Below are 24,946 nucleotides of genomic sequence, written 5' to 3'. Positions count from 1 at the left end.
AGGAGGGCTTGACCTGTTTTGGTGCATGCAAAACCATCTTCACATTAACTGGTTAAACCTTGAGCAATTTCCGCTATAATCCGCGCCCCCCTTTTTCGGCTGGCCGTTCGCGCGCTGTTTTCATGAAACTAATCGTAAAAGTCTTCCCCGAAATCACCATCAAGAGCCGCCCGGTCCGGATGCGTTTCATCCGCCAGTTGGCCAAGAACATCCGTGCCGTGCTCCGTGACCTGGATCCGGCTGTGGTGGTGAATGGCGTGTGGGACAACCTCGAGCTGGAAACCCGTGTCAGCGAACCCAAGATCCTGAAGGAGATGACCGAGCGTCTGAGCTGCATGCCGGGCATCGCGCATTTCCTGCAGGTGGACGAATACCCGCTGGGGGATTTCGACGACATCCTCGCCAAGTGCAAGCTCCATTACGGTGATGCGCTGGCCGGCAAGATTTTCTCGGTGCGTTGCAAGCGTGCCGGCAAGCACCCGTTCAGTTCGATGGACGTGGAGAAGTACGTGGGCAGCCAGTTGCGCCAGCAGTGCGGCGCCGCCGGTATTTCATTGAAGGACCCGCAGGTCGAAGTGCGCATCGAGATTCGCGACCAGCGGCTGTTCGTCATCCACAGCCAGCACGACAGCATTGGCGGTTACCCGCTGGGTTCGCTGGAGCAGACCCTGGTGCTGATGTCCGGCGGTTTCGACTCCACGGTCGCCGCCTACCAGATCATGCGTCGCGGCTTGATGGGGCATTTCTGCTTCTTCAACCTGGGCGGACGTGCCCATGAGCTGGGCGTGATGGAAGTGGCGCACTTCATCTGGAAGAAGTACGGCAGCTCCCAGCGTGTGCTATTTGTGAGCGTGCCATTCGAAGAAGTGCTGGGCGAGATTCTCGGTAAAGTCGACAACAGTCATATGGGCGTCATTTTGAAGCGTATGATGTTGCGTGCCGCGTCGAGCATCGCCGACCGCCTGCACATCGATGCGCTGGTCACGGGCGAGGCGATCTCCCAGGTCTCCAGCCAGACGCTGCCGAACCTGTCGGTGATCGACTGCGTCACCGAAAAACTCGTGCTGCGCCCGCTGATCGCCAGCCACAAGCAGGACATCATCGACACGGCCATCGAGATCGGCACCGCCGATTTCGCCCGGCACATGCCGGAGTACTGCGGGGTCATCTCGGTCAACCCGAAGACGGCGGCCAAGCGCGGGCGGGTGGAGCATGAAGAGAAAGAATTCGACATGGCGATTCTCGAGCGTGCGCTCGAAAATGCCAGGCTGGTGCCGATCGATCGCGTGATCGATGAACTGGGCCAGGACATTCAGGTTGAAGAAGTCGGCGAAGCGCTGGCCGGTCAGATCATCATCGACATCCGTCACCCGGATGACGCTGAAGACGACCCGCTGGAGATCGCCGGCATCGAGGTACAAACGATGCCGTTCTATGCAGTGAACGCGCGTTTCAAGGAACTGGACCCTACTCGCCAGTACCTGCTGTATTGCGACAAAGGCGTGATGAGTCGCCTGCATGCCCACCATTTGCTCAGTGAGGGGCATGCCAATGTGCGCGTTTATCGACCGAGCTAAGTGCCCGGGGCTGTTTGCCTGTGGCCTGCGTCACCGGCCCCCCGACGCCGCCGGCAAGCTGTAACGGCTTTGTCGGACTCAACGTAAATCGCTGTCACGTCCTGTCAGCACACCGAATCCTCTGATCGAGATACACAAGTGATCGAAAATCTACGCAACATCGCCATCATTGCCCACGTTGACCATGGTAAGACCACCCTGGTAGACAAACTCTTGCGTCAATCCGGCACCCTGGAGCGCAACGAGCTCAACGACGAGCGCGTGATGGACTCCAACGACCAGGAAAAAGAGCGCGGTATTACCATCCTGGCGAAAAACACCGCCATCAACTGGAATGGCTACCACATCAACATCGTGGACACCCCGGGCCACGCCGACTTCGGCGGTGAAGTAGAGCGCGTGATGTCGATGGTCGACTCCGTACTGCTGCTGGTCGATGCCCAGGACGGCCCGATGCCGCAAACCCGCTTCGTGACCAAGAAGGCGTTCGAAGCCGGTCTGAAGCCAATCGTCGTGATCAACAAGGTCGACCGTCCGGGCGCGCGTCCTGACTGGGTCCTGGACCAGATCTTCGACCTGTTCGACAACCTCGGTGCCACCGACGAACAACTGGACTTCCAGGTCGTCTACGCCTCGGCCCTGAACGGCATTGCCGGTCTGGACCACACCGCCATGGCTGAAGACATGACCCCGCTGTACCAGTCGATCGTCGACAACGTACCGGCCCCTGCCGTTGACCGTGACGGTCCGTTCCAGATGCAGATCTCTGCCCTGGACTACAACAGCTTCCTGGGTGTGATCGGTGTTGGCCGTATCGCCCGCGGTCGTATCAAGCCGAACACCCCGGTCGTCGCCATCGACACCGAAGGCAAGAAGCGCAACGGCCGTATCCTGAAGCTGATGGGCCACCACGGCCTGCACCGTGTGGACGTCGAAGAAGCAGCCGCCGGCGACATCGTCTGCATCAGCGGCTTCGAAGAGCTGTTCATCTCCGACACCCTGTGCGACCCGACCGCTGTCGAAGCGATGAAGCCGCTGACCGTCGACGAGCCAACCGTTTCCATGACCTTCCAGGTCAACGACTCGCCATTCTGCGGTAAGGAAGGCAAGTTCGTGACCAGCCGTAACATCAAGGAGCGTCTGGACAAGGAGCTGCTCTACAACGTGGCACTGCGCGTTGAAGAAGGCGACTCGGCCGACAAGTTCAAGGTTTCCGGTCGTGGTGAGCTGCACCTGTCGGTACTGATCGAAACCATGCGTCGCGAAGGCTTCGAAATGGCCGTGGGCCGTCCTGAAGTGATCATCCGCGAAGTCAACGGCACCAAGCAGGAACCGTTCGAGAACGTCACCATCGACATCCCTGAAGAATCCCAGGGCAAGGTCATGGAAGAAATGGGCCTGCGTAAGGGCGACCTGACCAACATGTCCCCGGATGGCAAGGGCCGTGTACGCCTGGAATACAACATCCCTGCTCGTGGCCTGATCGGTTTCCGTAACCAGTTCCTGACCCTGACCAACGGTGCTGGCATCCTGACCTCGATCTTCGACCGCTACGACACCATGAAGTCCGGCCACATGTCCGGCCGTCAGAACGGTGTACTGGTCTCGGTAGAAACCGGCAAGGCGCTGACCTACTCCCTGGAAACCCTCCAGGCGCGTGGCAAGCTGTTCGTCGAACACGGCCAGGAAATCTACAACGGCCAGATCGTTGGCCTGAACAGCCGTGACAACGACCTGGGCGTCAACCCTACCAAGGGCAAGAAGCTCGACAACATGCGTGCTTCGGGTAAAGACGAAACCATCGCCCTGGTTCCACCTGTTCGCTTCACCCTGGAACAGGCCCTGGAATTCATCCAGGACGACGAGCTGTGCGAAGTGACGCCGAAGTCGATTCGCCTGCGCAAGAAGATCCTGGACGAAGGCGAGCGTACCCGCGCTGCCAAGAAAGCCAAGAACTGATCTTTTAGCCTCGGCTGAATGAAAAACGCCCCCGGTCGTGAGATCGGGGGCGTTTTTTTATGCCTGTGATTTTTTAGCGCCTATTCGGCCTCATCGCGAGCAAGCTCGCTCCCACAGGGTTCAGCGCTGTCCAGGTGGGAGCGAGCTTGCTCGCGATAGCGTCAGCCCAGGCACCGCTGAAACATCAGCGGATCAAAACCGATCCAGCGTCCGCGGATTACGCTCGCGCTCCACTTCCTTGGGCTTGTACGCGCAGTAACCTGGCCGTGGCCCGATCCGCGGATGGTTGCGGCAAGTGTCCGGGCGCTTGTCATAAATGGTGCACAGGCGGCTCTTGCGGTCCAGATAAAGGCAATCGTTGTTGCTCATGCGCTGGAGCGTGAAGATTTCCGATTTCTGGTTGTAGCGCTCGACGATCCCTTCCTTTTGCAGGCGTTTGGCGATGTTCTTCGGCGGATCGCCGAGCTCGAACTCGTCGACGATGCCAATCCGGATCAGGTCCTTGATCTTGACCTCCACCGGCAGCGTGCAGCAGCTCGATACGCAGGAACCGCACATCGGGGCGGAATACTTGGCCCAGGTATCGAGTCGGTCGATCTCCGCGGCGGCGATCAGGTTGGGCTTCATCATGAGGGTGTACCGGCGTGTATCAGGGCGCGCGATCATACCGGGACTGGTGAAATTTTGAACGACCATCTGCCGGTTTTTTTTCATTCGAGACGAGGCGCCCCAGACCGGCACGGCCCCTGCATTCATTCGTCCATCCGGCAATTCTCTGGCGGCGATTCTCCGGCACGGGAGGAAAAACCACCGAACCTGCGCCTGTGCCGTCTGTCAGACCGACTAGGCTCAGACAATTCCCTGCTCGTTCGAGGTCTTCATCAATGACTCAAGAACCACTTGTTCGCGAAGCCGAAGTGGCTGCATTTCGCGATGCCGTATTGACCAAACTCACTTACGCCGTCGGCAAGGACCCGGATCACGCGTTTGATCATGACTGGTTCGAAGCCATTGCCCTTGCCGCCCGCGACCACATGGTCGACCACTGGATGGACCATACGCGACAGATCTATCGCAAGGGCCAGAAGCGGGTCTATTACCTCTCCCTGGAATTCCTCATCGGCCGCTTGCTCTACGACAGCCTGAGCAACCTTGGTCTGCTGGACACCGCGCGTGAGGCCCTGACCGAGCTGGGCGTGGATCTGGAGCGCATCCGCCTGCTGGAGCCCGATGCGGCGCTGGGCAACGGTGGCCTGGGGCGCTTGGCGGCGTGCTTCATGGAAAGCATGTCGACCCTGGGCATCGCCGGCCATGGCTACGGTATTCGTTATGAGCACGGCCTGTTCCGCCAGGCGATGGTGGATGGCTGGCAGCAGGAACAGACGGAACATTGGCTGGATTTCGGCAACCCGTGGGAGTTCGAACGGCCTGAGGTGGTCTATCCGATCGGTTTTGGCGGCAGCGTCGAGACCGTGACCGACGACACCGGCAAGACCCGGCAAGTCTGGTCCCCGGCCGAAACCGTGCGGGCCATTGCCTATGACACGCCGGTGGTCGGCTGGCGTGGCGCCAGCGTCAACACCCTGCGCCTGTGGCGGGCCCGCGCCATGGAAGACCTGCACCTGGAGCGCTTCAACGCCGGCGACCACCTGGGCGCGGTGGCGGAAGTGGCTCGGGCCGAAAGTATCTCCCGCGTGCTGTACCCCGCCGACAGCACCGAGGCCGGCCAGGAACTGCGCCTGCGCCAGGAATATTTTTTTGTCGCGGCATCGTTGCAGGATTTGCTGCGCCGTCATCGCAACATGCACACCTCGGTGCTGACCCTGGGCGACCACGCGGCGATCCAGCTCAACGACACCCACCCGTCGATCGCCGTGGCCGAGCTGATGCGCCAATTGGTGGACGTCTACGACGTGGCGTGGGACGCGGCCTGGCAGGTCACCCAGGACACGCTGTCCTACACCAACCACACACTGCTGCCCGAAGCCCTGGAAACCTGGCCGGTCGGGTTGATGGAGCGCATGCTGCCCCGGCACATGCAGATCATCTACCTGATCAATGCCCAGCACATCGATTCGCTGCGGGCCAAGGGCGTGCACGACTTCGATGTGCTGCGCTCGGTGTCGCTGATCGAAGAGGACAATGGTCGGCGGGTGCGCATGGGCAACCTGGCGTTCCTCGGTTCCCACAGCGTCAACGGGGTGTCCGGCTTGCACACCCAACTGATGCGCAGCACGGTGTTCTCCGAGCTGCACAAGCTCTACCCCGAACGGATCAATAACAAGACCAACGGCATCACCTTCCGCCGCTGGCTGTTCCAGGCCAACGCCGAATTGACCTCGATGATGGTCGATGCCCTTGGGCCGAGTGTGCTCGACAACCCCGAGGAACGCTTGATCGAACTGGAGCCGTTTGCCGATAAGCCGGCGTTCCGCAAGCAGTTCGCCGAGCAGCGCCTGCACAGCAAGAAGGCTCTGGCTTACCTGATCCACGAGCGACTGGGTATCGCTGTGAACCCGGCGGCGATGTTCGACGTGCAGGTCAAGCGCATCCACGAGTACAAGCGCCAGTTGCTCAACCTGCTGCACACCGTGGCGCTGTACCAGGCCATCCGCGCCGAGCCGGAAGTGGATTGGGTACCTCGGGTGAAGATCTTCGCCGGCAAGGCCGCTGCCAGTTACCACCAGGCCAAGCTGATCATCAAGCTCACCAACGACATCGCCCGGGTGGTGAACAACGATCCGACCGTGCGCGGCCTGCTCAAGGTGGTGTTCTTGCCCAACTACAACGTCAGCCTGGCCGAAAGCATCATTCCGGCGGCGGATTTGTCGGAGCAGATCTCCACCGCCGGTTTCGAGGCGTCGGGCACCAGTAACATGAAGTTCGGCCTCAACGGGGCGTTGACCATCGGCACCATGGACGGCGCCAATGTGGAGATGCATGAGCGGGTGGGGGGTGAGCACATGTTCATCTTCGGCCTGACGGCCGAGCAGGTGGAAGCGCGCAAGCGCAATGGCGAATTCAGCGCCGCGCCGGACATCGCCGCGTCCCATCGCCTCAACGATGTGCTGCAGGCGATTCGTGGCGGGGTGTTCTCACCGGACGATCCGATGCGCTACACCGGGCTGGTGGATTCGCTGATCGACTACGACCGCTTCCTGGTCTGCGCCGATTTCGATGCCTATTGGGATGCCCAGGCCAAGGTCGAAGAGCGCTGGCACGACTCCAAACAGTGGTGGCGCTCGGCGGTGCTCAACACCGCGCGCATGGGCTGGTTCTCCTCGGACCGGACCATCCGTGAGTACGCCACTGACATCTGGAAAGCCCTGGAGTAGCGTTTGCTGTAAGAAATGTGAGCGAAGCCCAACGGCGACTGGGCTTCGTCGATATACTAGGCGCCAGTTTCGCCGGGCTGTGTGACTGGGCTCATCTATTGCATTGTCACCCATCCAATGTGGGAGCGGGCTTGCTCGCGAAGGCGGTATGCCAGGCAACATCGTCATTGCCTGACACACCCCCCTCGCGAGCAAGCCCGCTCCCACATGAGATGGTGTGGTTTTCACTGGACTGAGCCAGGCACCGCATCGCCCCGGTTATGCCCGCAACGGGCCGCTTAGGGATATCGACCATGCAATGGATCTTGACGCTGTTAGGCCTGGCACTTGGCTGGGTGGTGGATGAGTCGTTCGCCGACGCGCTGATAGGCGCGCTGCTGGGGCTCGGCATTGCTCAGGGGTTTCGCCTGAGCCGCCTGGCAGCCCAGGCGGCCGAACAGCAGAACCTGCTGCGCAAGACCCAGCAGGCCCTCGACACGCTGGAGCAGCGCCTGGCCCTGTTCGAGCACAATCGCGCCCCGGTGCCGAGCGAACCGGCCGCGGCGCCGGCGCGGGAAATCATCGTGGCCCGGGTGCCGGAGCCCGAGGTTAAGGCCGAACCGGAGCTGGTCTGGGAACTGCCTGCTGATCTCGAACCCATTTCCGCTCCCGCGATGGCTGCCGAGGCCAGCCAGCCGTTGCCCGACGATGTCTGGACGCCTGCGCCCGTCAGTCGGCGGCAAGACCGCCCAGTGGCGTCCGAGCCCGTGGAGCCGGTCATCGCGCAACCGGCGGCGCCCCGTGGGCCGAACCTCATCGAGCGGGCCTTGGCGGGCGCGCGCAACTGGCTGTTCGGCGGCAACACGGTGCTGCGGGTTGGCGTGGTGCTGTTGTTCCTCGGCCTGGCGTTCCTGCTGCGCTATGCCACCGAAGGCATGGTGGTGCCCATCGAGCTGCGGTATGCCGGCGTTGCCGCCAGTGCCCTGGGCCTGCTGGGCCTGGGCTGGTGGTTGCGCCAACGCAACAATGGCTATGCGTTGATGCTGCAAGGCACCGGGATCGCGGTGCTCTACCTCACGGTGTTCGCCGCCATGCGCTTGCACCCGCTGCTCGACGCCAAGGCGGCCCTGGGCCTGTTGGTGGCGGTCACGGTGTTCTCGGCGATCCTGGCGGTGACCCAGAACGCCTTGGGCCTGGCGGCCGCCGCCGCGCTGGGCGGGTTTGCCGCACCGATCCTGACATCTACCGGCAGTGGCAATCACGTCGCACTGTTCAGTTATTTCATCCTGCTCAATGCCGGCATCCTGGCGATCGCCTGGTTCAAGGCCTGGCGCCTGCTCAACCTGATCGGTTTTGTCGGCACGTTCGGCATCGGCATCGCCTGGGGGCTGCGCTCCTATACACCGGAACTGCTCTTGAGCACCGAGCCGTTCCTGGTTGTCTTCTTCCTCATGTACCTGGCGATCGGCTTGCTGTTCACCCGGCGCAAACTCCTGGAGATGAGCGACGCCCCCGCGGACGGCAGCCGTGAAGCCTTGCTGCGCTGGTCGGCGCACAAGGGCGATTACGTCGATGGGACGATGCTGTTCGGGCCGCCGCTGGTGGGCTTCGGCCTGCAATTCGTGCTGGTCCAGCACCTGGAGTTCGCCGCTGCTTTCAGTGCCCTGGCCCTGGGCATGATCTACATGAGCCTGGCGCGTGTCCTGATGGGCGGCCGTGCCTTGTTGCTGGCCGAGACGTGTCTGGCCCTGGGGGTGATCTTTGCCAGCCTGGCCATTCCCCTGGGCCTCGATGCCCGTTGGACATCGGCGGCCTGGGCGGTGGAGGGCGCGGGGATCTTCTGGTTGGGCCTGCGTCAGCAACGACCCGTCGCCCGTGCCTTCGCCCTGTTGTTGCAACTGGGCGCGGCGCTGGCGTTCGTCAGCGAACTGCGCGGCGGCACAAGCAGCCTGCTCGACGGCGCGCCGTTGGGCGCCCTGATGTTGGGCGCTGCCTTGCTGTTTACCTTCTACCAATTGCGCCAGGCCGAACCACAGCAGGCCTCGCCCTGGGAGCGTCAAGGCTTGCCGGTGCTGGCCGTTTTGGGGCTGGCTTTCCTTTATCTGTTAGCGCCGCTGTTTTTCTTTGCCCACGGCACGGCCATCGCCTGGGCCCTGGCGGGGCTGGCAACGTTGTTCGTGGGCTTGCGCCTGCACTCGCGCAGCTTCCTGTTCACCGCGTTTGCCGTGCAACTGCTGGGCGGTGCGCTGTTCCTGATGCGCCTGCAAGGCGCCGAGGGTGATTCAACGGCGGTGTTCAGTGCCGGCTGGAGTGGTTTGCTCAGCGCCTCGCTGATCGGCCTGGCCTTGATTGGCGGCATGTTGCTGGCGGCGCGTGACGACATGGTGCGCAACGATGTACGCCTGCTGCGTGGGTTGTCGGTGGTGTTGTTGGCAGGGTTGGTGTTGATCAACCTCGCCGTGCTGTTCGTCCTGCCGTGGCAAACGGCGAGCGGTGTGTGGGCCGCCAGCGGCCTGTTGATCATCTGGCTGAGCCTGTACCTGAAGCAGCGCGCCAGCTTTGTCTTCGGCCTGTTGTTGCAATTGCTCGGTGGCGCGGCGTTTCTCACGGCGGGGCCGGCATTGCTCGGGCCGCTCGACGCCGAGGGCCTGCGTCCCCTGGCCCATGGCGGGTTCTGGACGCCGCTGGTATTAGGGTTGGCGGCGCTGGTCGGCGCCTGGCGCTTGCAGCGAGGGCAAGCGGCGACGGTGTTCGAGGCCTTGAGCCTGCGGCGTTTGTCCGAGCTGCTGCTGGTCTGGGGCGCCGGTTGGTGGGCGTTGGCTTGGGTCAGCGAAGTGCTGCGGTTCGCCCCGGCGCACCTGTCGGGCAACCTGCTGCTGGTGGTCGCGGCTGCCAGTGTCGCGGTGTGGGCCTTGTTGTCGCTGCGCTTGAAGTGGCCGGCGCTGGGCGTGCTCTGCACTTTGCTGGTTCCGGCGGCGGGCTGTGTGCTGGTGGCGAGCTGGCACAACCGCTATCACCCTGCCGCGGAGTTTGGCTGGCTGGCCTGGCTGGCGGTGTTCGCCGTGCATTTCCTGTCTCTCAAGCGCCTGGCGCCGACGCTGCCAGCCCAGGTTCGCAGCACCGCCCATGTGCTCGGCGCCTGGTTGCTGATCGGCGTGCTGGCGCTGGAGTTGCGCTACGGCCTGCTGTTGCTCTCCGAAGCGTACAACGCGTGGCGCTGGCTGGGCTGGGCGATCCTGCCGAGCCTGTATCTGGTGCTGATGGCCTCGCCGCGGGCCTGGCCATGGCCGGTGGCGGCCCAGCCCCGTGAATATCGTCTCTACGCGGCGGCGCCCCTGGCACTGTTGATGCTCGGTTGGTTCTGGCTGGCGAACACCTTCAGCGATGGTACGGCGCAGCCCTTGCCTTATGTGCCGCTGCTCAATCCGCTGGAACTGGGCCTGCTGTTTGCCTTGTTCGGGGTCTACGTGTGGGCGCGCAGCGCGGTGGCGCAATTGACGCTTCGTTGGGCCCATGCCGAGCATGTCGCCCAGTTGCTCGCCGGGCTGTCGCTGTTCGCGTTCTTCACCGCCGTGGTGATGCGCAGCGCTCACCACTGGATCGGCGTGCCGTTCGAACTGGACGCCCTGCTCGACTCCATGTTCGTGCAGGCCGGGCTGTCCATCGTCTGGACTCTGATTGCCCTGGGTCTGATGATCGGCGGGCACCTGCGGCATCGTCGCGAGGTCTGGCTGGTCGGCGCGGCGTTGATCGCGGTGGTGGTCGCCAAGTTGTTCTTTGTCGAGTTGAGTAACCGCGGCGGTCTGGCGCGGATCGTGTCGTTCATCGGTGTGGGCGTGTTGCTGTTGGTGGTCGGCTACTTCGCGCCGCTGCCACCCAAACGCTCGGAAGCGGTCGAATCGACCGAACCGCCAATACCTGTCAGTGAGGGAGTGTCATCTTGAGTCGCACGTTGAATCGGATCGGGCTGGGTGTGGTGGGGTTGTGGGTGGCCTTGTCGGCCACCGCCCAGGAGCAACCGGCGGATTTTGCCCACCAGGTGCCCTTGGCCTTGAGCGGTGAGGGGCCGTGGTATCGCCTGTCATTGCCCTTGGACGTGCAACTGCAGGCGCGGCAGGCCGACTTGAGCGACTTGCGGGTGTTCAACGCCGCCGGGCAGCCCCAGGCTTATGCCTTGGTGCGCGAGTCGGCCCAAAGCCGGGAAAACCGCACCCTCACCGACGTAAAGTGGTTCCCCCTGTACAACGCCGCCGATGACAACGAGCGCGCCCCCAGCGTGCGGGTGCAATCGAATGCCAATGGCACGCTGGTAGAAGTCCAGCCATCCAGCCGCCTTGAAGCCGGTGAGGAAGAACTGCGTGGCTGGCTGTTGGACGCCAGTGCGATCAAGGCACCGTTGCAGCAGTTGATCCTCGACTGGACCAGCGAGCGCGACGGTTTCCAGCGCTTCACCATCGAGGCCAGCGACGACTTGCAGCACTGGCAGTCCTGGGGTGATGGCCAGGTGGCGCGCCTGACCTTTGCCGATGAGCGGGTCGAACAGCATGAGGTCAACCTGCCGGGGCAACCGGCGCGTTACCTGCGCCTGTTGTGGGATTCACCGTCCTCCGCACCGGTGCTGACGTCGGCCCAGTTGCAGAGCACCCGCCACGAGAGCCTGCCGTTGCCATTGGTCTGGTCGCAGCCTTTGGCCGGCACCACCCTCAAGGCCGGTGAATACACCTGGCAACTGCCCATGGGGTTGGAGATCGAGGAGGTGCAGGTCGAGCTGAGCCAGGCCAACAGCCTGGCGCCGGTGACCCTGGCGGGGCGGCGTGAAAGCAGCCAGCCGTGGCAACCGATGGGCAGTGGCCTGCTGTATCGCCTGACCCAGAACGGCCAGGATGTGCAGCAGAACCAGTTGCAGTTCTCTGGCCAGACCGTGCAGCAATTGAAGCTGACGGTGGACGAGCGGGGCGGAGGCCTCGGCACCGAAGCGCCGGCCCTGCGTTTTGCCGTGCGCCCGACCCAGGTGGTGTTCCTGGCGCGTGGCGAGGGGCCCTACAGCCTGGCTCTGGGCAGTGCGACGGTGAAGGCCGCGAGCCTGCCGCTGACCACCCTGGTGCCGGATTATCGCCCCGCGCGCTTGGCCGCCCTGGGTTCGGCGACCATGAGCGCAGTGACCACCTCCACCACGGTGGCCGCACCGGCCGCCGCGCCTGCGCCAGTCGACCCCTCCTGGAAGAAAATCGGCTTGTGGGCGGTGTTGCTGCTCAGTGTGTTGTTCCTCGGGGCGATGGCGTTCAGCTTGCTGCGCAAGCCGCCGGTCAAGTCCTGAAGATGGGCATGACTGAGCACCGAGTCGCCTGATTCGCGAGCGAGCCCGCCCCACATTTGGCCCTGTTCGACAGGACAATTGGGTCGCCTGTGGGAGCGGGCTTGCTCGCGAAGGTGCTCGCCCCGGCAGGCAGGCGATCTGCAAGCCATCGTCACCCTGTGAACTCAATCCTCCTTATCCCGTCTCATAGGAGGAATTAAGTCCCGACTCGCGCTAAACTGCGCTGGTTTTTCCGCCCCCTATTCTTCGGAGCCGTCCATGTCCCGCGTTACCTTGAGTCGCTATTTGATTGAGCAGACCCGCAGCAACAATACCCCTGCCGATCTGCGCTTTTTGATCGAAGTGGTGGCGCGTGCGTGCAAGGAGATCAGCCACGCCGTCTCCAAAGGCGCCCTGGGTGGTGTCCTGGGCAGCATGGGCACCGAAAACGTGCAGGGTGAAGTGCAGAAGAAGCTCGACGTGCTCTCCAACGAGATCCTGCTCGAAGCCAACGAATGGGGCGGTCACCTGGCCGGCATGGCGTCCGAGGAAATGGACAACGCCTACCAGATCCCGGGCAAATACCCCAAGGGTGCCTACCTGCTGGTGTTCGACCCACTGGACGGTTCCTCCAACATCGACATCAACGCGCCGGTCGGCACCATCTTCTCGGTACTGCGTTGCCCGAACGAATACCTGAGCCAGAACGAAGCCCTGAATGAAAAGGCGTTCCTGCAACCCGGCACCCAGCAGGTCGCTGCCGGCTATGCCATCTACGGGCCGCAGACCATGCTGGTGCTGACCCTGGGCGACGGCGTCAAGGGTTTCACCCTGGATCGCGAAATGGGCAGCTTCGTACTGACCCACGAAGACATCACCATTCCTGAATCCACCCAGGAATTCGCTATCAACATGTCCAACCAGCGCCACTGGGAAGCCCCGGTGCAACGCTACGTCAGCGAATTGCTGGCTGGCGAGGAAGGTCCGCTGAAAAAGAACTACAACATGCGCTGGGTCGCCGCGATGGTCGCCGACGTCCACCGTATCCTGACCCGCGGTGGCCTGTTCATGTACCCGCGCGACAGCCGCGAGCCGTCCAAGCCAGGCAAACTGCGCCTGATGTACGAAGCCAACCCGATGTCGTTCCTGGTGGAGCAGGCCGGCGGCGCTTCCACCGACGGCCACCAGCGGATCCTCGACATCAAGCCTGAAGGCCTGCACCAGCGCGTAGCGGTGTTCCTCGGTTCGAAGGAAGAAGTCGCCCGCGCAACGGCGTACCACAAGGAGTAAATCATGGCCGAGCCTTGGCAGCCGTTACTCGATTGGTGGTTTGGTTCAGCCGACACACCGGACGAAATAGCGGCTGACAAGGGCAAGCTGTGGTTTGGCAAAGGCCATGATCGCCAGGCGCAAGAGCGCTTCGGCGATCAGGTCGAGCAGGCACTGGCCGGCGGATTGGTCGACTGGGCGCAACGCCCGGAAGGTTGGCTGGCCCTGGTGCTGCTACTGGATCAACTCCCGCGGATGATCTATCGCGACACCCCTAAAAGCTTTTCCGGCGACCTGCGTGCCCAAGCACTGGTAGCCCAAGGCCTGGCGGCGGGGTTCGACCGACAACTCAAGTCGATCCAGCGCGTATTCATCTATCTCGTACTCGAACACTGCGAAAACCTCGCGGTGCAGAACGAAGCCGTGTCACGGTTTATCGACCTGGTTCGAGAACAGCCTGAAGCGCAGCGGGCGGTGTTTGAAGACAACCTGGATTATGCCGAGCGGCACCAGAGGATCATTGCCCGGTTTGGACGGTTTCCCCATCGCAATGGGGTGTTGGGAAGAGAATCTACGGCTGAGGAAGTGGCGTTTCTGAAAGAGCCGGGGTCAAAATTCTGATTTTGCGGTGAGGCGGATGCCGCCTTCGCGAGCAAGCCCGCTCCTACAACTGATTGCGTTTCCTCTGACGGAACACGGTCAACTGTGGGAGCGGGCTTGCTCGCGAAAGGGCCCGCAAGAGCGCTAGATCCGGAAACTGCCCACCAACTGCTTGAGCCGCGCCGCCTGCTGTTCGAGGTCGGTGCAGGCCCGCAACGTGGCTTGCAGGTTTTCCACGCCTTCCTGGTTCAGCGTATTGATCTCGGAAATGTCGACGTTGATCGACTCCACCACCGCGGTCTGTTCTTCGGTGGCGGTGGCGACGGACTGGTTCATGCCGTCGATTTCACCGATACGCTGGGTCACGCTGCCCAGGCGTTCGCCGGCCTGGTTGGCGATGCCGACGCTGCTTTCGCTCTGGCGCTGGCTGTCGGTCATGGTCAGCACCGCCTCGCGCGCGCCGACTTGCAGTTCTTCGATCATCTTCTGGACTTGCTGCGCCGAGTCCTGGGTGCGGTGAGCCAGGTTGCGCACTTCGTCGGCCACCACTGCAAAGCCTCGACCGGCTTCTCCGGCCCGGGCGGCCTCGATGGCGGCGTTCAGGGCCAGCAGGTTGGTTTGCTGGGAAATGCTGGTGATCACCTCGAGGATCTGGCCGATGTTCACCGTGTTGCTGTTCAGGGTCTCGATGTTGCCGCACGAATCGCTGATCTTGGCGGACAACTGCTGCATGGCGGTGATGGTCTTGTCCACCACATGCTGGCCTTCTTCAGCCAGGTTGCGCGCGTCGCTGGAATGCTGCGAAGCGAGCGCGGCGTTCTGGGCGATTTCCTGGGCGGCGGCGCCGAGCTGGTTGATGGCCGCGGCGACGCTGCTGGTGCGCGAAGCCTGCTGGTCGGAGTTGAACATCGAGGAATTGGACGCACTGACCACGCGCAGGGCAACTTCGTTGACCTGGCCGGTGGCCGACGCCACTTCGCGGATCGAGGTATGGATGCGCTCGACGAAACGGTTGAACGACACGCCCAGTGCACCGAATTCGTCGTGGCCGTGGATGGTCAGGCGCCGGGTCAGGTCGCCTTCGCCTTCGGCGATGTCATGCATGGCGCGGCCCATGGTCAGCAGCGGTTGCATCAACACGCGGATCAGCATGCCCAGCAGGGCGATGATGAACACCACGGCAATCGCCATGGCGATCAGCGCCGAGGTGCGGAACTCACTGAGCATCGCCAGGGCGGTGTCCTTGTCCAGTACCAGCGCCACGTACCAGTCTGCGCCCGGCACGCCATTGACGCGGGTGAAGGAGATGAACTGGGTCTTGCCGTCGAGTTCGACCTCCTTCATGCCGGGGCTGACTTGCGGCGCACCGTTAGGGTAGGCCTCGGCCAGGGTCTTGAGTACACGCTTGCTGTCCGGGTGGATCAGGATCTTGCCTTCGGCGCTGACGATGAACGCATGACCGTGGCCGCCGAAGTTCAGCGAGTTGATGATGGCGCTGACGCTGGACAGGTCGATGTCCGCCCCGGCCACGCCGATCATCTGGTTCTGGCGCTGCACCGGAGTGGCGACGGTGATCACCAGCTTGCCCGACGAGGCGGCGATGTAGGGTTCGGTGACGATGGTCTGCTGGGCGCTGTTGGCGGCCTTGTACCAGCCACGGGCGCGAGGGTCGTAGTCGGCGGGACGGTTGCCGGCCGGGACCGAGAACATCACGCCGTCGGTGCCGCCGAAATAGCTGAGCTGGAAGTTGCCCGTGTAGGCCGGCAGGTCGACGGCGCGCTTGAGGCTGGCGGCGCTGTTGCCGTCGATGGCGATCTGCTGGGCCAGCGATTGCAGCAACTGGATGCGTCCTTCGACCCAGGTCTGGATGTTGCGACTGGTCAGGCTGCCGAGTTCCTGCATGGTGGTTTCGGTGCTGCTGTTCAGGCTCTGGCGCTGACGGTAGTCGTTGAACAGGATGAAACAGGCGAATGCAACGGCTACCACGAGGGCGGCAGCCAGCAGGATTTTGTGGCTGAATTTCATGTTTCTGGTCATTAAGAGCGCTACCGCAGAGGAGCTGGTCAGGAAGGGAGGCAATTTGCCATAACGCAGGGCTTTGCGCTGCTCTTTTTATCGGCCGGCGGGCGCCAAGGATCAGCGCTCGGTGCCGCGATCCCGACGAAATGGCCAACACCGTCACAAACTGATTGATTTACCGACGAAACGGCGCATCCGAGGCCAATAAATACTAGGGTTGTCGGGGAACCAGAAGAGGGTTTTCTCTTCTAAGGTTCTGGTTGGCACCCTAGCCACCCCCTTCCGTTCCAGGAGTTACACCATGTCACTGCGCTCTATCGCCCTGTTGTTCGTGTGCGTCGTATTGACGGCATGCAGCAAGGTCAACCAGGAAAACTATTCGAAGCTGTCAGCCGGCATGCCCAAGGCCGAAGTCGAAGCGTTGCTGGGGAAACCGACCGATTGCTCGGGCGCGCTTGGCATGTCCAGTTGCACCTGGGGCGACCAGAAAAGCTTTATCAGCGTGCAGTACGCCGGTGACAAAGTGTTGATGTTTTCCGGCCAAGGCCTGAAGTAAACCGGGGCTAGTGGCCTGTGTCGGCCGCTAGGTGCCTGCGGGAGAAAAATAATGCGGTTATTGTTAGTACTTTTAGCCGGCCTGGTTTTGGCTGGCTGTGCCACTTCTGGCGAAGACCCGTTGGCGCCCAAGACTGTCCACAGCGTCAACCTCAAGCGTTACCAAGGGACCTGGTACGAGTTGGCCCGCCTGCCGATGTATTTCCAGCGCAACTGTGCGCAATCCGAAGCCCATTACACCCTCAAGCCTGACGGCAATGTGGGCGTGCTCAATCGCTGCCTGACCTCGGACTGGCAGTGGGAAGAAGCCCGTGGCACCGCCACGCCGCAGGTGCCGGGCAAGACCGACAAGCTCTGGGTCCAATTCGACAACTGGTTCTCGCGGATCGTGCCGGGCGTGGCGAAAGGGCAGTATTGGGTGTTGTACGTCAGCGACGACTACAAGACCGCCATCGTCGGCGACCCGAGCCGCCGCTACATGTGGTTGCTGTCCCGCACACCCACCGTCAACAGCGTCGTGCGCGAAGAGCTGCTGAGCAAGGCGCGCCAGCAGGGCTATGACACGACACGGTTGATCTGGCGAGCGTCGGATCGGCAGATGGCCAAGACGTCGGATTAACTGCTTCCGAATAGCCAATGTGGGAGCGGGCTTGCTCGCGAAGGCGGTGTATCAGTCAACGGTTATGTCGACTGATACACCGCCTTCGCGAGCAAGCCCGCTCCCACATGTTTATCCGTGTCAGCCCAACAGCTCGCGCAACACCTGGGTAAACGCCTGGGCGCTGTCCTCTTGGGCGGCGTGACGACCGTCGCGCACCACCCATTTCCCGCCCACCATTACATCGCGAACCTGGCGATCCCCGCCGGCAAACAGCCACCGATTGAGGATCCCGTCGCCCTGCGCGGTGGCGAGATACGGGTCCTGGCCATCGAGCACCAGCCAGTCGGCACGCTTGCCGACTTCGAGGGCGCCGATCGGTTGCCCCAGCGCCTCGGCGCCGCCTTCCAGCGCGGCATCGAACAAAGTCCGCCCGACCATCGGCTGATCCGTCCGATACAAGCGGTTGCGCCGTTGATCCCGCAGGCGCTGGCCATATTCCAGCCAACGCAGTTCTTCCACCACGCTCAATGACACATGGCTGTCGGAACCGATGCCCAGCCGGCCGCCCTGGGCGAGGAAGTCCACGGCCGGAAAAATCCCGTCGCCCAGGTTGGCCTCGGTGGTCAGGCACAGGCCGGCAATCGCCTGGCTCTTGGCCATGAGGCTGACCTCGTGGGTGTTGGCATGGGTGGCATGGACAAGGCACCAACGCCGGTCCACCTCGACGTTTTCGTACAGCCATTGCAATGGCCGAGCGCCGCTCCAGCTCAAGCAGTCGTCGACTTCCTTCTGCTGCTCGGCGATATGGATATGCACCGGGCACTGGCGATCGCTCGCCGCCAGCACGTCGCGGATCTGCTCAGGTGTCACCGCACGCAGGGAGTGGAAGCACAAACCCAGGGCCTGGGTGGGTTGCCCGGCCAGGATCGGCTGCAAGCGTGACTGGAGTTTGAGGTAGTTCTCGGTACTGTTGATGAAGCGCCGCTGCCCGTCATTGGGCGCCTGGCCGCCGAAACCGGAATGGCTGTAGAGCACCGGCAACAACGTCAGGCCGATCCCGGCATCGCTGGCGGCCTGGCTGATGCGCAAGGCCAGTTCCGCCGGGTCGGCGTAAGGCGTGCCGTCGGTATCGTGGTGCACATAATGGAATTCGGCGACCGAGGTGTAGCCGGCCTTGAGCATTTCGATATACAGCTGCCGGGCGATGATGCCGAGCTGGTCGGGGCTGATTTTTCCGACGAGCCGGTACATCAGGTCGCGCCATGTCCAGAAACTGTCGTTGGGGTTGCCCGCCACTTCCGCCAGGCCGGCCATGGCGCGCTGGAACGCATGGGAGTGCAGGTTCGGCATGCCCGGCAGCAGCGGCCCCGCCAGGCGTTCGGCGCCGTCTGCGTGGGAATCGGCCTGGATATGGGTCAGCACGCCTGCCGCGTTGACCTCAAGGCGTACATCGTTGGCCCATCCACTAGGCAGCAGCGCGCGTTCGGCAAAGAAGGCGGACATGGTTCAACCTCATCGTGCGTAATTTGTATATACATATACAGACGTTTGCCTGGCCGGTAAACTCCGGCAAGCTAGCCTTCTTATTTGCAGAACAGGGAACCGCCGTGCCGACTCCGCCTGCCAAACCGCCGCTGGCCGCAACCATGGGTGACAGCCCGGCGCCCTTGTATGCCCGCGTGAAACAGATGATCACCCAGCAGATCGACAGTGGAAACTGGCCGCCGCACTACCGCGTGCCGTCGGAAAGCGAGCTGGTCAGCCAGTTGGGTTTCAGCCGCATGACCATCAACCGGGCCTTGCGGGAGATGACCGCCGACGGCCTGTTGGTGCGCATGCAGGGCGTCGGCACGTTCGTGGCCGAACCCAAGAGCCAGTCTGCCTTGTTCGAAGTGCACAACATCGCCGACGAGATCGCCTCCCGTGGGCATCGCCACACCTGCAAGGTCATCACCCTGGAAGAAGAGGCCGCCGGTTCCGAGCGGGCCCTGGCGCTGGACATGCGTGAAGGCCAGAAGGTGTTCCATTCGTTGATCGTGCATTTCGAAAACGATATTCCCGTGCAAATCGAGGACCGTTTCGTCAACGCGCTGGTGGCGCCGGAATACCTCAAGCAGGACTTCACCCTGCAAACGCCCTACGCCTACCTGAACCAGGTCGCGCCGCTGACTGAAGGCGAGCACGTGGTCGAGGCGATTCTCGCCGAGCCGAATGAGTGCAAGTTGCTGCAGATCGAAAAGGGCGAGCCGTGCCTGTTGATCCGCCGTCGTACCTGGTCGGGGCGTCAGCCGGTGACCGCGGCACGGCTGATTCATCCCGGTTCCCGTCACAGTCTGGAAGGGCGGTTTCATAAGTGAGCGACTTGAAGATCCTGCGCGCGGCGGATTATCCGCGCATGCCGTGGAAGAACGGCGGTGGCAGCACCGAGGAAATCACCCGCGATGCCGGCACCGGCCTGGAAGGTTTCGGCTGGCGCCTCTCGATTGCCGATATTGGCGAGTCCGGTGGTTTTTCCACGTTCGCCGGTTACGAGCGGATTATCAGTGTCTTGCAGGGTGACGGCATGACGCTGAGCGTCGATGGCCAGGCCACGCGGCCACTGCGGCCGCTGGATCCCTTTGCGTTCAGTGGCGAGAGCCATGTGCATTGCACCTTGCTCGGCGGGCCGATTCGCGACTTCAACCTGATCTACGCGCCACAGCGTTACCGCGCACGGCTGCAATGGCTGGGCGGCCAGCAACGGTTTTTCAGCGAGGCGCAGACGCTGCTGATATTCAGTGCGGCCCCGGGGCTGACGCTCAAAGTGGGTGAAACCACTGCGGGCCTGGGTCTTTACGACTGTTTGCAACTGAGCGGTAACACTGGGCTGGTGGATGTCACTGTCCACGGCCAATGCTGCGTGATTGAGCTGACAGCTCACTGACACATCTTGCGACAGGGCTTTGGTGGCGAGGGAGCTTGCTCCCGCTGGGGCGCGTAGCGGCCCTGTTTTTTTTGGGTCTGCTGCGCAGCCCAGCGGGAGCAAGCTCCCTCGCCACAAAAAGCGTGTCTTCTGTGTGCACCAACTTGTTACCGAATGCCCCAGCGTGGCGCAATACCATGCCTGAATACCCACTGCTTTCCCGCCTGAAAACGCCCGGCCGAAAATTTAATCTGCCTTGGCAGCCCTTCAAATTCGCGCTTCCCAGCCATTTCTCAAAAGATTCCTGAACAGGGCCTGGATAAGTTGGCCGCTTGATTGCATATGCTTGTACATACAAGTAAAGACGTATGCGTATGAGTGACGACATTCAACGCGACGTTCGCAAAATCGCTGCCCGCTGCCGGGCTGGTCTGGATTGATCGCTGAGGAGTTTTTGCTGTGACCGACGCTACCCGCAAACCTGAAAAATACCGTGACGTTGAAATTCGCGCCCCTCGCGGTAACACGCTGACCGCCAAGAGCTGGCTGACCGAAGCGCCGCTGCGCATGCTGATGAACAACCTCGACCCGCAAGTGGCCGAGAACCCCAAGGAACTGGTGGTCTACGGTGGCATCGGCCGCGCGGCACGCAACTGGGAGTGCTACGACAAGATCGTCGAAAGCCTCACCCATCTGAATGACGACGAAACCCTGCTGGTGCAATCTGGCAAGCCAGTGGGCGTGTTCAAGACCCACAGCAATGCCCCACGCGTACTGATCGCCAACTCCAACCTCGTGCCGCACTGGGCCACCTGGGAACATTTCAACGAACTCGACGCCAAGGGTCTGGCCATGTACGGCCAGATGACCGCCGGCAGCTGGATCTACATCGGCAGCCAGGGCATCGTGCAAGGCACCTATGAAACTTTCGTCGAGGCCGGTCGTCAGCATTACGACGCCAACCTCAAGGGCCGCTGGGTCCTGACCGCCGGCCTGGGCGGCATGGGCGGCGCGCAGCCGTTGGCCGCGACCTTGGCCGGTGCCTGCTCGCTGAACATCGAGTGCCAGCAGGTGAGTATCGATTTCCGTCTCAAGACCCGCTACGTCGACGAGCAGGCCACCGACCTCGACGACGCCCTGGCCCGTATCGAGAAATACACCGCCGAAGGCAAGGCGATTTCCATTGCGCTGTGTGGGAACGCGGCTGAAATCCTGCCGGAATTGGTCCGTCGCGGAGTGCGCCCCGACATGGTCACCGACCAGACCAGCGCCCACGACCCGCTCAACGGTTACCTGCCGGCCGGCTGGACCTGGGACGAATACCGCGCCCGTGCCAAGACCGAACCTGCCGCCGTGGTGAAAGCCGCCAAGCAATCGATGGCCGTCCACGTCAAAGCCATGCTGGCCTTCCAGAAAATGGGCGTGCCGACCTTCGACTACGGCAACAACATCCGTCAGATGGCCCAGGAAGAAGGCGTCGAGAATGCCTTCGATTTCCCCGGTTTCGTCCCGGCCTATATCCGTCCGCTGTTCTGCCGCGGCATCGGCCCGTTCCGTTGGGCGGCGCTGTCGGGTGACCCGCAAGACATCTACAAGACCGACGCCAAGGTCAAGGAACTGATCCCCGACGATGCCCACCTGCACAACTGGCTGGACATGGCGCGCGAGCGCATCAGCTTCCAGGGCCTGCCAGCGCGTATCTGCTGGGTCGGCCTGGGTCAGCGCGCCAAGTTGGGCCTGGCGTTCAACGAAATGGTGCGCAGCGGCGAGTTGTCCGCGCCGATCGTGATTGGCCGTGACCACCTGGACTCCGGTTCCGTGTCCAGCCCCAACCGCGAAACCGAATCCATGCAGGACGGCTCCGACGCTGTCTCCGACTGGCCGCTGCTCAATGCGTTGCTCAACACCGCCAGCGGCGCGACCTGGGTATCCCTGCACCACGGTGGCGGCGTGGGCATGGGCTTCTCCCAGCATTCGGGCATGGTGATTGTCTGCGACGGCACCGATGAAGCCGCCGCGCGGATCGCCCGCGTGCTGCACAACGACCCGGGCACCGGCGTGATGCGTCATGCCGACGCCGGTTACCAGATCGCGATCGATTGCGCCAAGGAGCAGGGGCTGAATCTGCCGATGATTACCGGCAAGTAACGCAGGCTCCCTGTGGGAGCGGGCTTGCTCGCGAAGGCGTCATCAGATTCGACACCGGCATCGGCTGATACACCGCTATCGCGAGCAAGCTCGCTCCCACAGGAAGCAGGCTCCACAGGATCTCAGAACAATCCACAGAGGTTGAACCATGGCCACCAGCAGCACAGGTGCAAGCAGCAAGCCGTTGATCGAGAAACGCTCGATCGACTACATCCCGGAAGCGGAGAGGCATGGTCGATTGTTGAGCCAGTTCACCCTCTGGATGGGGGCCAACCTGCAAATCACGGCGATTGTCACCGGTGCCTTGGCGGTGGTGCTGGGCGGTGATGTGTTCTGGTCGTTGATCGGGCTGCTGATCGGCCAACTGCTGGGCGGTGGCGTCATGGCGTTGCATGCCGCGCAAGGTCCCAGGCTCGGCCTGCCGCAGATGATCTCCAGCCGGGTGCAGTTCGGCGTCTATGGCGCTGCCATCCCGATCGTGCTGGTGTGCCTGATGTACCTGGGTTTCACCGCAACCGGAACCGTGCTGTCCGGCCAGGCGCTGGGCCAGTTGTTTGGCGTCAGCGACAGTGTCGGCATCCTCATTTTCGCCAGTGTCATCGTGCTGGTCACGGTGCTGGGCTATCGGGTGATCCATTTCATCGGCCGTGTCGCCAGCGTGATTGGCGTGATTGCCTTTGTGTACCTGTTCGCTCGCCTGATCAGCCAGGTGGACGTGGGTGCACTCTTGCAAATCCGTCATTTCAGCTGGAGCAGCTTCCTGCTGGCGGTGTCGCTCGCGGCGTCCTGGCAGATCGCCTTCGGCCCCTACGTGGCCGACTATTCGCGCTACCTGCCGAGCAAGACGTCCTCGGTGAAAACCTTTTTCGCCGCGGGCGCCGGCTCGGTCATCGGCGCGCAGGTGGCGATGATCCTCGGCGTGTTTGCCGCCGCTTCGGCCAACGGGCAGTTCGCGGGTCACGAAGTGGCCTACATCGTGGGCCTGGGCGGTGCTGGCGCCACGGCTGCGCTGCTGTACTTCAGCATCGCGTTCGGCAAGGTCACCATTTCCACGCTGAACTCCTACGGCAGCTTCATGTGCATCGCGACCATCATCAGCGGCTTTCGTGGCCACCTGAACGTAACGCGCTTGCAGCGCCTGGTTTTCGTGCTGGTCATCGTCGGCGCCGCGACCCTGATCGCGTTGCTCGGCCAGCACTCGTTTCTGGGTGCCTTCAAGTCGTTCATCCTGTTCTTGCTGGCGTTCTTCACGCCTTGGAGCGCGATCAACCTGGTGGACTACTACTGCATCACGCGCGAGCGCTATGACGTGCCGGCGCTGGCTGATCCAAACGGTCGCTACGGTCGCTGGAACGCCTTGGGTATCAGCGTCTATGCCTTGGGTGTACTGGTCCAGTTGCCGTTCATTTCTACCAAGTTCTTTACCGGCCCGCTGGTGGCCGCGATGGGGGGCGTGGACATCTCGTGGATCATCGGCCTGGTGGTCCCGGCGGCGCTGTACTACGTCCTCGCCAAGCGGTGGCACAGCGCAGTACCCGATCAATTGATCCTGCCGGTCGAGCAGGACGCGGTTGACGCACAACCGAGCAGGGCGGGCCGCGTTCACGCGGCCTGATGGGACGTTGACAGGGCTGGATGCCTCTTGACTGCCGTAAGCCAACTCAAATGATTAGGAGCGTCACACAATGAAATCGAACAAGACCCTGCTGACCACGTTGCTTTCCATGGGCCTGCTGGCCAGTGCCGGCGCCACGCAAGCGGCGGGTTGGTGCGAGTCGGGCAAACCGGTGAAGTTCGCCGGCCTGAACTGGGAAAGCGGCATGCTGCTGACCGACGTCCTGCAAGTGGTGTTGGAAAAAGGCTACGGCTGCAAGACCGACAGCCTGCCGGGTAACTCCATCACCATGGAAAACGCCCTGAGCAGCAACGACATCCAGGTGTTTGCCGAAGAGTGGGTCGGCCGCAGCGAGGTCTGGAACAAGGCCGAGAAGGCCGGCAAGGTGGTCGGCGTCGGGGCGCCGGTGGTGGGCGCCATCGAGGGTTGGTACGTGCCGCGCTACGTGGTGGAAGGCGATGCCAAGCGCAAGCTCGAAGCCAAGGCACCGGGCCTGAAGAACATTGCCGACCTGGGCCAGTACGCCGCCGTGTTCAAGGACCCGGAAGAACCGTCCAAGGGCCGCTTCTACAATTGCCCGGCCGGTTGGACCTGCGAGCTGGACAACAGCGAAATGCTGAAAAGCTATGGCCTGGAAAACACCTATACCAACTTCCGCCCTGGTACCGGCCCGGCGCTGGATGCCGCCGTGCTGTCGAGCTACAAGCGTGGCGAGCCGATCCTGTTCTACTACTGGTCGCCCACGCCGCTGATGGGCCAGGTGGACCTGGTAAAACTGGAAGAAAAACCGGGCGTGGACAAGAGCGTGAGCATCAAGGTCGGCCTGTCCAAGACGTTCCACGACGAGGCACCGGACCTGGTCGCGGTACTGGAAAAGGTCAACCTGCCCATCGATATCCTGAACCAGAACCTGGGGCGCATGGCCAAAGAGCGGATCGAGTCGCCAAAACTGGCGAAGATCTTCCTGAAGGAACATCCTGAAGTCTGGCACGCCTGGGTCAGTGAAGACGCTGCCAAGAAAATCGACGCGGCTCTGTAGGTCGAATTCTTCCCGGCCAACCACAGGGCTGGCCGGGACGTTCACCGCATCC

At 62.5% G+C, this 24,946-nt stretch carries 17 protein-coding genes; 14 read left to right on the top strand and 3 right to left on the bottom strand.

Translation table 11 applies throughout. The features are described 5' to 3' along the window. Positions 1-122: 122 nt before the first annotated feature. Together VM99_06295 and VM99_06290 are read left to right on the top strand one after the other, a co-directional pair. Complete coding sequence (locus VM99_06295; protein AKJ97686.1) at positions 123-1,577, top strand: tRNA s(4)U8 sulfurtransferase; 1,455 nt, start codon at positions 123-125, stop codon at positions 1,575-1,577. A 138-nt stretch (positions 1,578-1,715) separates the two neighbouring features. Beyond that, on the top strand, positions 1,716-3,536 hold the full coding sequence (locus tag VM99_06290; GenBank protein AKJ97685.1) for a GTP-binding protein TypA: 1,821 nt from the start codon (positions 1,716-1,718) through the stop codon (positions 3,534-3,536). Positions 3,537-3,728: 192 nt separating this feature from the next. Here VM99_06290 and VM99_06285 read toward each other — a convergent pair whose 3' ends face one another. Next, on the bottom strand, positions 3,729-4,166 hold the full coding sequence (locus VM99_06285) for a Fe-S-oxidoreductase (GenBank protein ID AKK01704.1): 438 nt from the start codon (positions 4,164-4,166) through the stop codon (positions 3,729-3,731). 254 nt (positions 4,167-4,420) lie between these two features. On the opposite strand from VM99_06285, the gene VM99_06280 reads away from it, so the two are divergent. From VM99_06280 to VM99_06260, 5 genes are all read left to right on the top strand, one after another. Continuing rightward, positions 4,421-6,871: a maltodextrin phosphorylase gene (locus VM99_06280; protein AKJ97684.1), complete on the top strand. Its 2,451-nt coding sequence runs from the start codon at positions 4,421-4,423 to the stop codon at positions 6,869-6,871. 293 nt (positions 6,872-7,164) lie between these two features. Next, positions 7,165-10,794, top strand: coding sequence for a membrane protein (locus VM99_06275; protein AKJ97683.1), 3,630 nt, complete (start codon positions 7,165-7,167; stop codon positions 10,792-10,794). After that, on the top strand, positions 10,791-12,167 hold the full coding sequence (locus VM99_06270; protein ID AKJ97682.1) for a membrane protein: 1,377 nt from the start codon (positions 10,791-10,793) through the stop codon (positions 12,165-12,167). Before VM99_06275 ends, VM99_06270 begins: the two co-directional genes overlap by 4 nt. Before the next feature lie 258 nt (positions 12,168-12,425). Continuing rightward, the gene (locus tag VM99_06265) at positions 12,426-13,436 is read left to right on the top strand and encodes a fructose 1,6-bisphosphatase (GenBank protein AKJ97681.1); all 1,011 of its coding nucleotides are present in this window, start codon (positions 12,426-12,428) and stop codon (positions 13,434-13,436) included. 3 nt (positions 13,437-13,439) lie between these two features. Beyond that, positions 13,440-14,036 (top strand): transmembrane protein, encoded by a 597-nt coding sequence (locus tag VM99_06260; protein ID AKJ97680.1) that lies wholly within the window; start codon positions 13,440-13,442, stop codon positions 14,034-14,036. Between the two features lie 123 nt (positions 14,037-14,159). Here VM99_06260 and VM99_06255 read toward each other — a convergent pair whose 3' ends face one another. Continuing rightward, positions 14,160-16,040 (bottom strand): chemotaxis protein, encoded by a 1,881-nt coding sequence (locus tag VM99_06255; protein AKJ97679.1) that lies wholly within the window; start codon positions 16,038-16,040, stop codon positions 14,160-14,162. A gap of 295 nt (positions 16,041-16,335) precedes the next feature. Here VM99_06255 and VM99_06250 point away from each other — a divergent pair, with 295 nt between their 5' ends. Together VM99_06250 and VM99_06245 are read left to right on the top strand one after the other, a co-directional pair. Beyond that, positions 16,336-16,590 carry a lipoprotein gene (locus tag VM99_06250; protein ID AKJ97678.1) on the top strand — a complete coding sequence of 85 codons (255 nt, stop codon included), beginning with the start codon at positions 16,336-16,338 and terminating at the stop codon, positions 16,588-16,590. Between the two features lie 48 nt (positions 16,591-16,638). Further along, on the top strand, positions 16,639-17,208 hold the full coding sequence (locus VM99_06245; GenBank protein AKJ97677.1) for a lipocalin: 570 nt from the start codon (positions 16,639-16,641) through the stop codon (positions 17,206-17,208). A 120-nt stretch (positions 17,209-17,328) separates the two neighbouring features. Here the strand turns inward: VM99_06245 and VM99_06240 are convergent, their stop codons facing one another. Beyond that, the gene (locus VM99_06240; protein ID AKJ97676.1) at positions 17,329-18,693 is read right to left on the bottom strand and encodes an N-formimino-L-glutamate deiminase; all 1,365 of its coding nucleotides are present in this window, start codon (positions 18,691-18,693) and stop codon (positions 17,329-17,331) included. A 104-nt stretch (positions 18,694-18,797) separates the two neighbouring features. On the opposite strand from VM99_06240, the gene VM99_06235 reads away from it, so the two are divergent. The 5 genes from VM99_06235 (at position 18,798) to VM99_06215 (ending at position 24,894) form a co-directional block, all read left to right on the top strand. Further along, positions 18,798-19,547, top strand: coding sequence for a histidine utilization repressor (locus tag VM99_06235; protein AKJ97675.1), 750 nt, complete (start codon positions 18,798-18,800; stop codon positions 19,545-19,547). Next, a complete protein-coding gene (locus tag VM99_06230) occupies positions 19,544-20,113 on the top strand; it encodes a hypothetical protein (GenBank protein ID AKJ97674.1) in 570 nt (189 codons plus the stop codon). Before VM99_06235 ends, VM99_06230 begins: the two co-directional genes overlap by 4 nt. Before the next feature lie 438 nt (positions 20,114-20,551). Further along, entirely contained in the window at positions 20,552-22,240 is a 1,689-nt protein-coding gene (locus VM99_06225) for a urocanate hydratase (GenBank protein ID AKJ97673.1), read from the top strand. Between the two features lie 148 nt (positions 22,241-22,388). Further along, complete coding sequence (locus tag VM99_06220) at positions 22,389-23,855, top strand: sulfonate ABC transporter substrate-binding protein (GenBank protein ID AKJ97672.1); 1,467 nt, start codon at positions 22,389-22,391, stop codon at positions 23,853-23,855. A 70-nt stretch (positions 23,856-23,925) separates the two neighbouring features. After that, positions 23,926-24,894: a histidine ABC transporter substrate-binding protein gene (locus VM99_06215; protein AKJ97671.1), complete on the top strand. Its 969-nt coding sequence runs from the start codon at positions 23,926-23,928 to the stop codon at positions 24,892-24,894. The last annotated feature ends 52 nt before the right edge of the window (positions 24,895-24,946 follow it).

The organism is Pseudomonas chlororaphis (genome assembly GCA_001023535.1).
Taxonomy (GTDB): Bacteria; Pseudomonadota; Gammaproteobacteria; order Pseudomonadales; family Pseudomonadaceae; genus Aquipseudomonas; species Aquipseudomonas chlororaphis_E.
Note: the sequence above shows the minus strand (reverse complement) of the source record. Positions and strands in the feature narration are given on the sequence as shown.

Excerpts from the sequence above, each read along its gene's own strand:
- VM99_06250 (AKJ97678.1), top strand. The coding sequence starts at position 16,336 with ATGTCACTGCGCTCTATCGCCCTGTTGTTCGTGTGCGTCGTATTGACG.
- VM99_06255 (AKJ97679.1), bottom strand. The coding sequence starts at position 16,040 with ATGAAATTCAGCCACAAAATCCTGCTGGCTGCCGCCCTCGTGGTAGCC.
- VM99_06265 (AKJ97681.1), top strand. The coding sequence starts at position 12,426 with ATGTCCCGCGTTACCTTGAGTCGCTATTTGATTGAGCAGACCCGCAGC.
- VM99_06215 (AKJ97671.1), top strand. The coding sequence starts at position 23,926 with ATGAAATCGAACAAGACCCTGCTGACCACGTTGCTTTCCATGGGCCTG.
- VM99_06220 (AKJ97672.1), top strand. The coding sequence starts at position 22,389 with ATGGCCACCAGCAGCACAGGTGCAAGCAGCAAGCCGTTGATCGAGAAA.
- VM99_06260 (AKJ97680.1), top strand. The coding sequence starts at position 13,440 with ATGGCCGAGCCTTGGCAGCCGTTACTCGATTGGTGGTTTGGTTCAGCC.
- VM99_06280 (AKJ97684.1), top strand. The coding sequence starts at position 4,421 with ATGACTCAAGAACCACTTGTTCGCGAAGCCGAAGTGGCTGCATTTCGC.
- VM99_06295 (AKJ97686.1), top strand. The coding sequence starts at position 123 with ATGAAACTAATCGTAAAAGTCTTCCCCGAAATCACCATCAAGAGCCGC.
- VM99_06240 (AKJ97676.1), bottom strand. The coding sequence starts at position 18,693 with ATGTCCGCCTTCTTTGCCGAACGCGCGCTGCTGCCTAGTGGATGGGCC.
- VM99_06275 (AKJ97683.1), top strand. The coding sequence starts at position 7,165 with ATGCAATGGATCTTGACGCTGTTAGGCCTGGCACTTGGCTGGGTGGTG.
- VM99_06285 (AKK01704.1), bottom strand. The coding sequence starts at position 4,166 with ATGATGAAGCCCAACCTGATCGCCGCCGCGGAGATCGACCGACTCGAT.